Annotated in this window: 16 protein-coding genes; 8 read left to right on the top strand and 8 right to left on the bottom strand. The window is 63.4% G+C overall.

Annotation, left to right across the window (positions count from 1 at the left end):
• Window positions 1–43: 43 nt before the first annotated feature.
• Window positions 44–745 (bottom strand): C40 family peptidase, encoded by a 702-nt coding sequence (locus AC1DVV_RS08325; RefSeq protein WP_457280982.1) that lies wholly within the window; start codon window positions 743–745, stop codon window positions 44–46.
• Between the two features lie 244 nt (window positions 746–989).
• Between AC1DVV_RS08325 and AC1DVV_RS08320 the strand changes: the two genes are divergently transcribed.
• Window positions 990–2,150, top strand: a complete 1,161-nt coding sequence (locus tag AC1DVV_RS08320; protein ID WP_457280595.1) for a PQQ-dependent sugar dehydrogenase — start codon at window positions 990–992, stop codon at window positions 2,148–2,150.
• 12 nt (window positions 2,151–2,162) lie between these two features.
• On the opposite strand, the gene AC1DVV_RS08315 is transcribed toward AC1DVV_RS08320, so the two are convergent.
• From AC1DVV_RS08315 to AC1DVV_RS08305, 3 genes are read right to left on the bottom strand one after another with little or no spacing between them, the layout of a single operon-like run.
• Window positions 2,163–2,639 carry a RidA family protein gene (locus AC1DVV_RS08315; protein WP_477665869.1) on the bottom strand — a complete coding sequence of 159 codons (477 nt, stop codon included), beginning with the start codon at window positions 2,637–2,639 and terminating at the stop codon, window positions 2,163–2,165.
• A 49-nt stretch (window positions 2,640–2,688) separates the two neighbouring features.
• Window positions 2,689–3,324 (bottom strand): LysE family translocator, encoded by a 636-nt coding sequence (locus tag AC1DVV_RS08310; RefSeq protein ID WP_457280597.1) that lies wholly within the window; start codon window positions 3,322–3,324, stop codon window positions 2,689–2,691.
• A 47-nt stretch (window positions 3,325–3,371) separates the two neighbouring features.
• The gene (locus AC1DVV_RS08305) at window positions 3,372–3,728 is read right to left on the bottom strand and encodes a hypothetical protein (protein WP_477665870.1); all 357 of its coding nucleotides are present in this window, start codon (window positions 3,726–3,728) and stop codon (window positions 3,372–3,374) included.
• A gap of 198 nt (window positions 3,729–3,926) precedes the next feature.
• Between AC1DVV_RS08305 and AC1DVV_RS08300 the strand changes: the two genes are divergently transcribed.
• Window positions 3,927–5,399, top strand: coding sequence for an aminotransferase-like domain-containing protein (locus AC1DVV_RS08300; RefSeq protein ID WP_477665871.1), 1,473 nt, complete (start codon window positions 3,927–3,929; stop codon window positions 5,397–5,399).
• An 87-nt stretch (window positions 5,400–5,486) separates the two neighbouring features.
• Here AC1DVV_RS08300 and AC1DVV_RS08295 read toward each other — a convergent pair whose 3' ends face one another.
• Window positions 5,487–6,137 (bottom strand): LysE family transporter, encoded by a 651-nt coding sequence (locus AC1DVV_RS08295; RefSeq protein WP_477665872.1) that lies wholly within the window; start codon window positions 6,135–6,137, stop codon window positions 5,487–5,489.
• 102 nt (window positions 6,138–6,239) lie between these two features.
• Between AC1DVV_RS08295 and AC1DVV_RS08290 the strand changes: the two genes are divergently transcribed.
• From AC1DVV_RS08290 to AC1DVV_RS08275, 4 genes are read left to right on the top strand one after another with little or no spacing between them, the layout of a single operon-like run.
• A complete protein-coding gene (locus tag AC1DVV_RS08290; protein WP_457280601.1) occupies window positions 6,240–7,046 on the top strand; it encodes an MlaE family ABC transporter permease in 807 nt (268 codons plus the stop codon).
• A 40-nt stretch (window positions 7,047–7,086) separates the two neighbouring features.
• Window positions 7,087–8,112 (top strand): MlaD family protein, encoded by a 1,026-nt coding sequence (locus AC1DVV_RS08285; protein ID WP_457280602.1) that lies wholly within the window; start codon window positions 7,087–7,089, stop codon window positions 8,110–8,112.
• Complete coding sequence (locus tag AC1DVV_RS08280) at window positions 8,109–8,789, top strand: hypothetical protein (protein ID WP_477702201.1); 681 nt, start codon at window positions 8,109–8,111, stop codon at window positions 8,787–8,789. The genes AC1DVV_RS08285 and AC1DVV_RS08280 overlap by 4 nt, the downstream gene beginning before the upstream one ends.
• Before the next feature lie 32 nt (window positions 8,790–8,821).
• Complete coding sequence (locus AC1DVV_RS08275) at window positions 8,822–9,127, top strand: hypothetical protein (RefSeq protein ID WP_477665874.1); 306 nt, start codon at window positions 8,822–8,824, stop codon at window positions 9,125–9,127.
• Between the two features lie 21 nt (window positions 9,128–9,148).
• Here the strand turns inward: AC1DVV_RS08275 and AC1DVV_RS08270 are convergent, their stop codons facing one another.
• Entirely contained in the window at window positions 9,149–9,388 is a 240-nt protein-coding gene (locus tag AC1DVV_RS08270; RefSeq protein WP_477658292.1) for a hypothetical protein, read from the bottom strand.
• A 20-nt stretch (window positions 9,389–9,408) separates the two neighbouring features.
• Window positions 9,409–9,603 carry a hypothetical protein gene (locus AC1DVV_RS08265; RefSeq protein ID WP_477665875.1) on the bottom strand — a complete coding sequence of 65 codons (195 nt, stop codon included), beginning with the start codon at window positions 9,601–9,603 and terminating at the stop codon, window positions 9,409–9,411.
• On the opposite strand from AC1DVV_RS08265, the gene AC1DVV_RS08260 reads away from it, so the two are divergent.
• Window positions 9,602–10,036 carry a nuclear transport factor 2 family protein gene (locus AC1DVV_RS08260; RefSeq protein ID WP_477665876.1) on the top strand — a complete coding sequence of 145 codons (435 nt, stop codon included), beginning with the start codon at window positions 9,602–9,604 and terminating at the stop codon, window positions 10,034–10,036. The two genes, AC1DVV_RS08265 and AC1DVV_RS08260, sit on opposite strands and share 2 nt — an antisense overlap.
• Window positions 10,037–10,054: 18 nt before the next feature.
• Window positions 10,055–10,513 (top strand): MerR family transcriptional regulator, encoded by a 459-nt coding sequence (locus tag AC1DVV_RS08255; RefSeq protein WP_477665877.1) that lies wholly within the window; start codon window positions 10,055–10,057, stop codon window positions 10,511–10,513.
• Here AC1DVV_RS08255 and AC1DVV_RS08250 read toward each other — a convergent pair.
• Complete coding sequence (locus AC1DVV_RS08250; protein WP_477665878.1) at window positions 10,510–11,088, bottom strand: TetR/AcrR family transcriptional regulator; 579 nt, start codon at window positions 11,086–11,088, stop codon at window positions 10,510–10,512. The two genes, AC1DVV_RS08255 and AC1DVV_RS08250, sit on opposite strands and share 4 nt — an antisense overlap.
• Window positions 11,089–11,109: the final 21 nt, after the last annotated feature.

The following is an 11,109-nucleotide window of genomic DNA, read 5'->3' as shown; positions in this document are numbered from 1 at the left end:
CGAAGATTGGCGCCGATGCGACGCCTGCACCCTTGATTTCGATTTAATTCCGGTATTGGTCCTGCTGCATCAGCAGCTCAGCCTGCCGCGCAGCCGACACCTGCGGGGCTGCCGCCTGAACGGATGGCTTGTCCGGCGCGGTGGCTTGCGGCTGCTGCGGGCGGGCGGGCAATACGGCCGCGCGGGGTGTGGCCTCTTGTGCCACCCCATTGGACGGCTGCACGCGGCGGGCGCCGTCAAAGCGGCGCTGCCAGTAGCTCACGCCCATGCTTTCGACGCGCACTTCAGCGCCGGGCTTGGGCGAGTGGATGAACTTGCCGTCGCCGACATAAATGCCGACATGGCTGAAAGCGCGCTTCATGGTGTTGAAAAACACCAGGTCGCCAGGTTGCAATTCGGTTTTGTCGATGCGCTGGGTGGCGGCGGCTTGTTGCTCGGCGCGGCGGGGCAGCAGCAGCCCGACGCTTTGTTCGTAAATGGCGCGTACAAAACCGCTGCAGTCAAACCCGGTTTCAACGGTGTTGCCGCCGCGCTTGTAGGGCACGCCCAGGAAGCCCATGGCGTTGACGACCAGCTCGGACGCCTTGTTGGTGACACTGTGGCGGACGTTGTCAATCTGGGTCAGCAGGCCCTTGTCGGCGAGCAGTTTGTCCATGTCGTTGTCGCCGCCTGAATTGCCGGGTGCCGCATGTGCGCCGGCTGCCAGCAGGGCGGCAGAGGCTATGACGAGGGCAGGGGCAATCATTCGCATGGCGCCAAGCATACTTGACGGATTAGTCCTACGTCAACTCATGTTGTTTCTTGATAACGTTGACAAGCCATTGATTTGTAACGAATTTGTAGGGGATTACCCGATTTATTACCCCTGTATGCCATGTTTTACACCGCCTTGGCCCCCGCTTGGACATGATCAAAAGGCGGTTTTCCCGGTCAAATGGGCGTGAATGGGCCGATCAATGTGCTTTCGGGGGCTTTTTTTAGGGTGAAATATGGCTTTAAACCAATACCAACGGGCGCAAGCTGCTATATCTTTAATAGCGGCCAGCACGCTGTTTCAACCCGCCCAGGCTCAGAGTGTTCGTCCTGAAACCGTGGCGGCGGGCCTGGAGAACCCCTGGGGCGTGGCTTTTTTGCCGGGCGAGCGTTTTCTGGTCACGGAGCGCCCCGGCCGCCTGCGAGTCGTTGGGCCGGGCGGCAAGCTGGGCGCGCCGGTGGCGGGCCTGCCAGAGATTGCCGCCGGCGGGCAGGGTGGCTTGCTGGACGTGCTGGTCGACAGCGACTTTGCCCGTAATCGAACGCTGTATTTCTGCTTTTCCGAGCCGGCTGCCACCGGTAACGGCAACAGCACGGCGCTGGCACGCGCCAGCTTGAGTGCTGACGACACCCGGCTGGAGAACGTCAAGATCATCTTCAGCCAGAAGCCCAAGGTGGCCAGCACGGCGCATTTCGGCTGCCGCATCGTGGAAAGCCGCGCAGCATCGAACGGCGCGCCCGATGGCAAGCTCTTTCTCACGCTGGGTGAGCGCTTCAGCCGCAAGGACGACGCCCAGAAGCTGGACAACCACCACGGCAAGATTGTCCGCATCAACAAGGACGGCTCGGTTCCCCAAGACAACCCTTTTGTCGGCAAAGCGGGGGCCTTGCCTGAAATCTGGAGCTACGGCCACCGCAACGCCCAGGGCGCGACGCTGGGGCCCGACGGCACCTTCTGGATGCATGAGCATGGGCCGCAGGGCGGCGACGAAATCAACCTTCCCAGGGCCGGGGCCAACTACGGCTGGCCCGTCATTACCTACGGCGAAAACTACGGCGGCGGAAAAATCGGCGAAGGCCTGACCGAAAAGGCCGGCATGCAACAGCCGCTGCATTACTGGGTGCCGTCCATCGCGCCTTCCGGCATGGCGTTCCTGACCAGTGAGCGTTACGGCAAGTCCTGGCGCGGCAACCTGTTTGTGGGTTCGCTCAAGTTCGGCTACCTGGACCGGATCGAACTGGCGTCGCCGTTCTCCGGCAAGGTGGTGCGCGAAAGCAAGCTGCTGTCTGAAGCCGGTGATCGCATTCGCGATGTGCGCCAGGGGCCGGACGGGCTGCTTTACGTGCTGACCGACAGCAACAACGGCAAGCTCATACGCCTGCTGCCCGGTGGCTGAACGCAGGCAGGCCTAGCCGGCCACCGCAATGAGATCGATCTCGACCGACGCACTCTTGGGCAGCTGAACAACGCCCACCGACGTACGGGTGTGGGCCCCGGCAGGGCCCAGCACGGCATACAGCACTTCAGATGCGGCATCGGCGACTTCGCTTTGCTGGGTGAAATCCTGCGCCGACTGCACAAACACCGTGATGCGCAGAATGTGCTTCACGCGGTCCAGGCTGCCGAGGCTTTGCCGCAGCAGCGCCAGCGCGCGCATGGCGCAGATTTTTGCCGCCAGCTGGGCCTGCAGAACAGACGTTTCCGAGCCTACGCGGCCGGTCACGACCACGGTATTGCCAACGCGCGGAATCTGCCCGCTGACAAAGACCTGGTCGCCGTGCTGCACGACAGGCACGTAATTGCCGCCTATCTTGATCTCACCGTCAAAGCTGTAGCCGAGTTCGGCCTGCACTGCGGCGAACCGGGTGTCGCGTGAATCTTCCATGGGCAGGAATTCCTCTTTATGTAGTTGGATGGAGCGTAATGCGGGTGTTTCAGGCAGGGCTCTTGAGCCGTAGCAGGCTCAGACCCAGCAGGCCAAACGCACCGCCACAGAGACGGTTGAAAATGCGGGCCCGGCGGGGCGTGCCAAACCATTGGTGGGTGTGTTTGGCCAACAGCACATAGGTGAAGTGGGAGACCAGCACGCACGCAGCGAAGGCGCTGGTCAGTGCGAAAAATTGCGGCAGCATCGGCGCCTCCGGATGAATGAACTGGGGGAACAGCGCGGTGAAGAACAGGATGCTTTTGGGGTTGGTCACCGCCACCAGCAGGCCTTGCCGGAACAGTGCGGCATTGCTCTTTCCGGAGGATGTCCCGGCCGGCAAGGGCGTGTCGAACATGGAGGTCTTGCTGGTCCACTGCCGCCAGCCCAGGTACATGAGGTAGACGGCGCCCACGGCCTTGAGCACAGCGAACAGCCAGGCCGAGGTGTGCAGCAAGGTGCCCAGGCCCGCCATGGCCGCGGTAGAAACGGCGAACACGCCGAGCACATTGCCGGTTGAACTCCACAGCGTCTTGCGCGGCCCCCAGGCCACGGCGTTGGAAACCGCCAGCAAAATGCCCGGCCCGGGGCTGAGCGCGGTGACAAGTGAGATGGTGATGAAGAGCAGCCAGGCGGAAGTGGTCATGGTGAGATCAATTAAAAAATGATGAGGCGATTTATTTCCGGCGGCGGCTATGCCGCCTCGGCGCCATGCAACCAGCTGCGCACGGCCTTCACGACTCCTGAAAAGTACCTTAAAAGCACGCTTCCCGTCTGGCCCGGGGCTTTTGCCGGGGCTTGGTTCAGCACGCATGCCGCGCCCCCGTGCTGGGCGGTCACCGTGATCCATCCAGTCTGGGTGACGGTATGCGACTGTCCCGCCTCCAGCGGCATGCTGTCGCGAAAGACCTGCTCGGCAAGCCAGCGCGGGGTGGCGGTCACCAGCAGCGTGCCCGAGGTGCTGATCAGGGCACTGCCCGCTTGGGTGTGAAAAAACAGGGACTCACCGGCGTCCAGGTGAAGGTGGCGAGGGGCGAATTGCTCTTTCATGGCGGCTCCATTCATGGGTGGGTGAACTGGAAAAACGGGGGAAGGAGACACCAAGGTTAAAGAGACCGACACTATCCCGACAGAGCCAAACAAGTCCTTTCTGTATCGGTACAGATGGCTATTTATTCATCTGTTATGGTCTGATTTCGCCCCATCTGTGGCTGTGTCCCCGCTTCCCCTTCACGGATCATTCGGTTTATGGACATGCAACCCTCGCCATCCCTGTCGCAACCGCTCTATCTACAGCTCTCCAGCCATTACCGCCAGGCGATCCAGTCCGGCGTTTTGTCGCCCGGGCAGCGTATGCCGTCCGTCAGGGCGTTGACGCGGCTGCACCAGGTCAGCCTGTCGACGGCGGTGGAGGCCTGCCACACGCTGGAAGACGAAGGCCTGCTGGAGGCGCGGCCGCGTTCGGGCTACTTTGTGCTCAAGCGTCGCCGGATGGATATCCAGCCGCCCAGCGAGCCGGAATGCGGCCACAGGCTGGACCCGGCACAGTACGTCGGCATCCACGACCGGGTGTCCGATTTCGTCGCCAAATGCGATGTTTACCCGCTGGTCACCAACCTGGCAGGCACCTATGGTTCGCCCGAGATGTACCCCGCCGAGGCCCTGAAAAACGCCGCCACGCGTGCGTTGCGCAAGCACCCGCAGCTGCTGGTGAACCCGCCCGACTTTCTCAACGATTCACCGCTCAATGCCGTGCTGGCCAAGCGGGCGCTGGAGGCCGGCATGCGGCTGTCAGCGGAAGACATCCTGGTCACGCACGGCTGCATTGAATCGCTGAACGTGGCCCTGCGCGCGGTGGCGCGGCCGGGCGACACCGTCGCCGTCGAGTCGCCCACCTACCACGGCCTGCTGCAGATCCTCGAAAGCCTGGGCCTGCGCGCGCTGGAGATTCCCACCAGCCCGAAGCTGGGGATTTCCGTGGAGGCACTGGATTTGGCCTTCCAGACACACGACCGCATACGCGCCGTGGTGGTGATCCCTAATTTCCACAATCCGCTCGGCAGCGTCATGCCTGACAGCGAAAAGGAAAAGCTGGTCGCGCTGTGCGAGCGCCAGCAGGTGGCATTGATTGAAGACGACACCTACGGCGCATTGGGGCCTGACGACATTCCGCTGAAGGCAGCCAAGGCCTGGGACCGCAGCGGCTCGGTGATTTACTGCGCGTCGCTGCGCAAGACCCTGTCGCCGGGGCTGCGCCTGGGCTGGGTGGCCGGCGGGCGTTGGCAGGCGCGCATCAAGATGCTCAAGTATGCGCAAAGCCGCGCCAACGACATGCTGGGCCAGCTGGCCGTGGCCGAGTTCATGGCCTCCAGCGCCTACGACCGCCACCTGGCCCGGCTGCGCCGCATGCTCAACGTGCAGCGCGAGCAGATGGCCGAAGCGATTGCCGCGCACTTTCCCGCCGGAACCCGGCTGCAAGTGCCCCATGGCAGCATGATGCTGTGGGTGGAGCTGCCGGCAGGCACGTCCGCGCAGGCGGTGTTTGACACCGCCATCCGGCAGGGCATACGGGTGGCGCCCGGTTCCATGTTTTCCAACTCGAACCGCTTTGACCACTTCCTGCGCATCAGTTGCGGTTCACCGTTTTCCAGCGAGACCGACAGCGCCCTGCGCAAGCTGGCAGGTATTGTGTCGGCGCAAGCTGGGCCCCGGCCGACTTGAGGGCATGCGCTGCTATTTTGAGGATTTTAGGGCTCCAGCCCTTTAGGGATATGCGCGAGCAGCTATCTTTTTGATAGCGTCATGCGCTTAATGCACCGCAGCGTGGCTGCGTTTCACGAAAAACAGGCCCGCACCTACTGCCATCAGCATGCCGCCGAACAGCCGGTTTTGCAGCCGCACCGCACGTGCATTCCTGAAGAGCTTTTGCAAGCGGCTCGCGGCAAACGCGTAGCCGTGCATCACCACAGTGTCGACTGCCACAGTCGTGAGCGCCATCACTAGCAGTTGCGGCCACAGTGGCCGGGCGGGGCTGATGAACTGCGGCAGCACAGCCACCATGAAGAGGATGCCTTTGGGGTTGGTGACGTTGGTCAGCAGCCCGGTGAGAAAGCGCCTGCGCGCTGAAATGCCGTTCGCATCAGCTGCCGGGCCGGCATCTTCCGCCGCGATGCCGTTTGATGACCGCCATTGCGACCAGCCGATATAGATGAGGTAGAGCGCGCCCAGCACTTTCACGACGCTGAAGGCCAGCTCGGACGCCACCAGCAACGAGCCCACGCCCGCCCCGGCCACCAGCAAAATCACCACCAGCCCGATCTGCAGGCCCGCGATGGTGGCACGCGTGCGCTGCATGCCGTAGCTCAGGCCATGGCTCATGGCCAGCACCGCGCCCGAGCCGGGTGAGAGCGCGATCAGAATTGAGGCGAGGAAGTAAGCGGTCCAGGTGTCGATGGCCATGATGAAGCGGTGGTGAAAAGGGAGAGAGGAGAGGGCGCCCGCACCGGGCGAAAGCCTGCCATCCTACATGGACAGGCAATAGCCCGCGGGTATCATGGCCCAATGGCTTCAACAGCATCATCCTGGCAAGGCCGCCTCTCGCAAACACGCCGCACCGCCCAGCACTGGCTGATCGAATGGTGGCGTCTGGTGAAATTGGGCGCGATCATCCTGGTGTTGACCCTCTCGCCTTCCAGCTACAGCCCGCAAAGCCGCACGGTGCTGTCCCGCCACATCTACATCAACACGGCGCCCATCCTTCTGGGCTTTACCTTGCTGTGCGCGCTGGTCACCGTGGTGCTCACGCGTATCGTGCTGGTGACTGCGCTGAGCTACGGCTTGTCGCAGTACGCGTTGCAGGTGGTCATCCGTGTGCTGGTGCTTGAACTTATTCCGCTGACGGCGGCGCTTTTTGTGGCGCTGCGCTGCACCATCCCTGATGGCGCCGAACTCACGGCCATGCAGGCCAGCGGTGAGCTTGACGAGATGCGCGAGCGCGGCATCGAGCCGGTGCGGCGCGAGGTGCTGCCGCGCGTGGTGGCGGGCATGTTCTCCGGCATCACGCTGGCTGCGCTCAGCTGTGTGGTCGCGCTGGTGGTGGCCTATATGGCGACCTACGGCTTTGCCTTGTCGGGCCTGGCGGCCTACACCCGGCTCTTCGGCCAGGTCTTCAGCCCTTCCGTCACGCTGATCTTTGTGCTCAAAACCCTGTTCTTCTGCCTGGCCGTGTCGTTGATCCCCATGGCCTCGGCGCTTTACGGCATGGGCGAAGCCAGCGTGCGCACCAGTGCCGAGATGCGCGGCCTCGTGCGCATGTTCGCCGTGATTTTGCTGATTGAAGTGGCTTCGCTGGTCGGCAACTACTATTGACCTGCTTAAAAAAATACCAAAAACAACACCAAAACAAACCATGAGTTCACCCCACGACCCTTCATCCCCGGAGCACGGCCGGCCGGATCCGCTCCAGCCGGCGCGCGAGGCAGAGTCTTCGCCGGCGGAGATCGCCAGCCTGGAGTTCAAGGCCCGGCTGCTGCTGCTCTTCATGCTGCTGTTGGTGGTGGGCTCGGCCCTTTATGTGATGTATGCGCGCGGGGCGTTTGAGTCCACGCAAAGCCTGGTACTCATTGCGGAGGATTCCGAAGGCGTGGTGGTTGGCATGGACCTGACTTTCTCGGGTTTCCCGATAGGCCGCGTCAAGCGCATCGAATTGGCCAGCGACGGCAAGGCCCGCATATTGGTGGATGTCGCCTCCAAGGATGCCCACTGGCTGCGCACCACCAGCGTCTTCACACTGGTGCGCGGCCTGGTAGGCGGCACCAACATCCGTGCCTACACCGGCCTGCTGAACGACCCGCCGCTGCCCGACGGCGCGGAACGTACCGTGCTGCTGGGCGATGCGGCCGGCGAAGTGCCCAAAGTGATCGCTGCCGCCAAGGACCTGATTGAAAACCTCAACACCCTCACGGGAAGCGGCGGTGCGGTGGGCACCAGCCTGGCCAACCTGCAGACGTTGACGGAGCGGTTGAACGGGCCGGGCGGCGCCTTGACGGTATTGCTGGGCAGCGAGGCAGAGGCCAAAAAGTTTGCTGCCACGCTGGAGCGCACCAACTCGCTACTCACCAAACTCGACGGGCTGGCCGCCAAGACCGACACCCAGGTGTTCGGCGACAAGGGACTGATGCCAGAAACCCGGGCCACCGTGGTTCAGCTCAACGCCATGCTGGGCGAGGCCCGCACCAGCCTCAAGAAAGTGGATGCATTGCTGCAGGACGCCCAGGCCGTCACCCGCAACGCCAAAGATGCCACTGACGACCTGGGCGCGCTGCGCGCCGACGTGGAAGCCAGCCTGCGCAAGGTTGAGGGGTTGATCAACGAAATCAGCCGCAAATGGCCCTTCGCCAAAGACGCCCGCGATGCGGAAATGAAGTTGCCATGAAGAACACCTTTACGCATACCGCCACGCTGACTTCGGCCTTGCTGCTGGCCGCCTGTGCCGGCGGCCCGCAACCGCCCGATTGGCAACTTGAGGCCAAAGGTTCGATGGACCGCTCTGTGGCCGCCTACATGGAAGGCAACAGCCGTGTCGAGATGGCCGAACTCGGGCGTGCCCGCACCCAGCTGACACGCTCCGGCCGGGCCGAGCTGTTAGCCACTGCCGAGCTGCTGCACTGCGCCACCCGGGTTGCCAGCCTGGTGCTTGATGAGCCGTGCACCGGCTTTGAGAAGCTGCGTGAAGACGCCACCGATGCCCAGCGCGCCTACGCTGATTACCTCAAGGGTCAGGTACAGCCGCAGGGCATCGCGCTGTTGCCTGAAGCGCAGCGCCGTGCCGCGGCCGGCGACGCCGGCGCTGTGGCGGCCATTGCCGACCCTTTGTCGAAACTGGTGGCTGCCGGCGTGCTGCTGCAGGCCGGTAAAGCCAGTCCTGCGGTGATCACCCAGGCGATTGATACGGCGTCTGTGCAAGGCTGGCGCCGGCCGCTGCTGGCCTGGCTGGGCGTTCAGCTGCGCCGGGCAGAGCAGGGTGGCGACACCCAGGAAGCGGCAAAGCTGCGGCGCCGCATCGAGCTGACGCAGGGCATGCCTGCACCGGTGAAACCGCAAACACCCTGATCCTTGTCCGTTTTGCCTTGAGAGAAACAACCGTGAGCTACCGCCTCAGGCTTTACGCCTATGAAGACGCCTCCGCAGAAGAACTGCAGGCCGCCGAGCAACGCTTCAGGACGGCGCTGGAAACCGAGCTGGGAGACGAAAGCCTGGTCTGGCCGGTGTATGCGGCCTACATGAAACTGGTGGCGACGTATGGCGAAGCGCCGGCCGAAGATGTCCTGTCAGGCGACGAAATGGAAATCTTCAACCAATGGCAGGCAGCCGAGCTGGCCGCCGTGACGGCGGCGCTGGGCCCCAACCGCTACATGGGCGACGCGCAGTTTGAAATTCGTCCGGCCTGAAAGGGAGCGGACCTGAAGCGTTCAGGGAGAGCGGCTCAGCCGCGGTGAGGCCAGCGCCTGGAGCTGGTCGGCAATCGCAATGTCGACAGGCTTGAGCTGTTTGAGCAGCTGCGCTTTTTCCAGCGCGGCGTGCAATTGCTGCAAGTCCTTGCTGCTGGTGGTCGCCTTGATCTGGGCCAGCGCTGCCGGGGTGTTGCCGGTTTTCAGTACAGCCAGCATCTTGCCGACCCATTCACTCGTTGCAGGCTTTTTGGGGTTCATGCGCCATTGTAGGTTTGCTATTAAAAGAATAGCTGTTTGCGCTTTCCCACATTGCGCCGGCGGCCGATTTTATGGTGAATTTTCCGGCACCCGGCCCCGGGGGCTTGACCTTGAGTGCACTCAAGGTATTCCAATCCTTTCAGGGCCCCGGCAATGTTGCCGGCCTCCATCCACTTCGCATTCCGTGCGAAGAAGCCTTCAAGGAGTTTCATCATGAGTGCAGCATCCACCAACAACATCACAGCCGCCAACCGCCAGCGCATGCAGGAGGTCATGGCTGAACTGGACAAAGGCAACGGCCAGGCATTTGTCGACGCCATGGCAGATGATTTTTGCTGGACCCTTGAGGGCAGCACGCCCTGGTCGCGCACCTACCGCGGCAAGCAGGCGGTCGTCACCGAGCTGCTGCGGCCGCTGTTTGCCCAGTTCGCCACGCCCTATGTCAGCACCACAGGGCGCGTGATGGCCGACGGCGACATGGTCGTCATCGAGTTCCGCGGGCAAGTTACCACCCATGCCGGCAAGGCCTACAACAACCGCTATTGCTATGTTTGCCGCATGGAAGGCGGGCAGATGAAAGAATTGACGGAGTACTTCGACACCGCCCTGGTGAGCGCTGTGCTGGAGGCGCCCGCGCTGGCCGCCTGAGCCGTTATACAGTCGGGCATGGCTGAAAGTTTTCTGATCGGGCAGCTTGCCGCACGCACCGGCCGCAGCGTGCACACCATACGCTGGTATGAGGCGCAGGGCCTGATCCCCGGCGTGACGCGCGACGCCGGCGGCCGACGCGTCTATGGCGACCTGCACATCAGCTGGCTGGACCTGATGGACCGGCTGCGGCGCACCGGCATGTCGATTGCCGAAATGCGGGAGTACACCGCGCTGGTCAAGCAGGGCAGCAGCACACTCAGGCAGCGGCAGGCGCTGCTGGCCGCGCACCGCGCGCAGGTCAAGGACATGATTGCCGAATGGCAGCTGGCGCTCAAGCTGCTGGACAGCAAGATCGACTTTTACGGCGAGTGGGTGGCGTCGGGCAAACGCCCGGCCGTGAAGGTGGTTGAGCGTGCGGGCGTCGCGCTCGCATCGCGGCCCAAAGAAAAATCGCGCCGGCCTGGAAAAACCTAGCGGCTACCCGTTTTTCCGGCCGGGCTGTCCAGCCCGCCCAGCAATAGGCGCAGGCCTGCCAGCGCCGCATCGGCGCCGTCCATCTGCGCCCGCACGATGGCGCCGTCCACTGCCAGCGCGGCGGCCCGCGCCGCCTCGGTTTGGCCCGCGCCGTGTGGCAGTAAATCGGCAATGACTTGCTGCATGTCCTGCTTGTGCCGGCGCGCAATGTCTGCCACGCCCGGCAGGGTGCCACCCACTTCCGCCACGGCGTTGATGAAAGCGCAACCGCGAAACGCCGGGTCGGCGAACCACTCGGCCATGGCCTGCACCAGCGGCGCCAGCCCACCGCCGGGTTGCGCGCCATGGCGGCCCAGCGCGTCGACAAACCAGCCCATCCAGCGTTCATGCCGGTAGTCCAGGAAGGTGCGGATCAATTCGTCCTTACTGGGAAAGTGTCGGTAGAAGGTGAGCTTGGCCACGCCCGACTCGGCAATGATGCGGTCGATGCCGGTGGCGCGCAGGCCGTCACGGTAGAAAAGTTCGTGTGCCGTGACGAGGATGCGCTCGCGTGCGGGGAGGGTGGAAACATCCATGGCGCCATTGTAGACGTCATG

It is taken from the genome of Polaromonas sp. P3_B4, assembly GCF_056402835.1.
The sequence above is the reverse complement of the archived record's forward strand: the minus strand, read 5'-3'. Positions and strand labels throughout refer to the sequence as shown.

Bases quoted from the DNA above. Each gene is read 5' to 3' on its own strand.
- AC1DVV_RS08310 (WP_457280597.1), bottom strand. From the start codon at position 3,324: ATGACCACTTCCGCCTGGCTGCTCTTCATCACCATCTCACTTGTCACC.
- AC1DVV_RS08270 (WP_477658292.1), bottom strand. From the start codon at position 9,388: ATGAACCCCAAAAAGCCTGCAACGAGTGAATGGGTCGGCAAGATGCTG.
- AC1DVV_RS08285 (WP_457280602.1), top strand. From the start codon at position 7,087: ATGAGTTCACCCCACGACCCTTCATCCCCGGAGCACGGCCGGCCGGAT.
- AC1DVV_RS08265 (WP_477665875.1), bottom strand. From the start codon at position 9,603: ATGATGAAACTCCTTGAAGGCTTCTTCGCACGGAATGCGAAGTGGATG.
- AC1DVV_RS08325 (WP_457280982.1), bottom strand. From the start codon at position 745: ATGATTGCCCCTGCCCTCGTCATAGCCTCTGCCGCCCTGCTGGCAGCC.
- AC1DVV_RS08280 (WP_477702201.1), top strand. From the start codon at position 8,109: ATGAAGAACACCTTTACGCATACCGCCACGCTGACTTCGGCCTTGCTG.
- AC1DVV_RS08255 (WP_477665877.1), top strand. From the start codon at position 10,055: ATGGCTGAAAGTTTTCTGATCGGGCAGCTTGCCGCACGCACCGGCCGC.
- AC1DVV_RS08295 (WP_477665872.1), bottom strand. From the start codon at position 6,137: ATGGCCATCGACACCTGGACCGCTTACTTCCTCGCCTCAATTCTGATC.
- AC1DVV_RS08290 (WP_457280601.1), top strand. From the start codon at position 6,240: ATGGCTTCAACAGCATCATCCTGGCAAGGCCGCCTCTCGCAAACACGC.
- AC1DVV_RS08250 (WP_477665878.1), bottom strand. From the start codon at position 11,088: ATGGATGTTTCCACCCTCCCCGCACGCGAGCGCATCCTCGTCACGGCA.
- AC1DVV_RS08260 (WP_477665876.1), top strand. From the start codon at position 9,602: ATGAGTGCAGCATCCACCAACAACATCACAGCCGCCAACCGCCAGCGC.
- AC1DVV_RS08315 (WP_477665869.1), bottom strand. From the start codon at position 2,639: ATGGAAGATTCACGCGACACCCGGTTCGCCGCAGTGCAGGCCGAACTC.
- AC1DVV_RS08305 (WP_477665870.1), bottom strand. From the start codon at position 3,728: ATGAAAGAGCAATTCGCCCCTCGCCACCTTCACCTGGACGCCGGTGAG.
- AC1DVV_RS08300 (WP_477665871.1), top strand. From the start codon at position 3,927: ATGGACATGCAACCCTCGCCATCCCTGTCGCAACCGCTCTATCTACAG.
- AC1DVV_RS08320 (WP_457280595.1), top strand. From the start codon at position 990: ATGGCTTTAAACCAATACCAACGGGCGCAAGCTGCTATATCTTTAATA.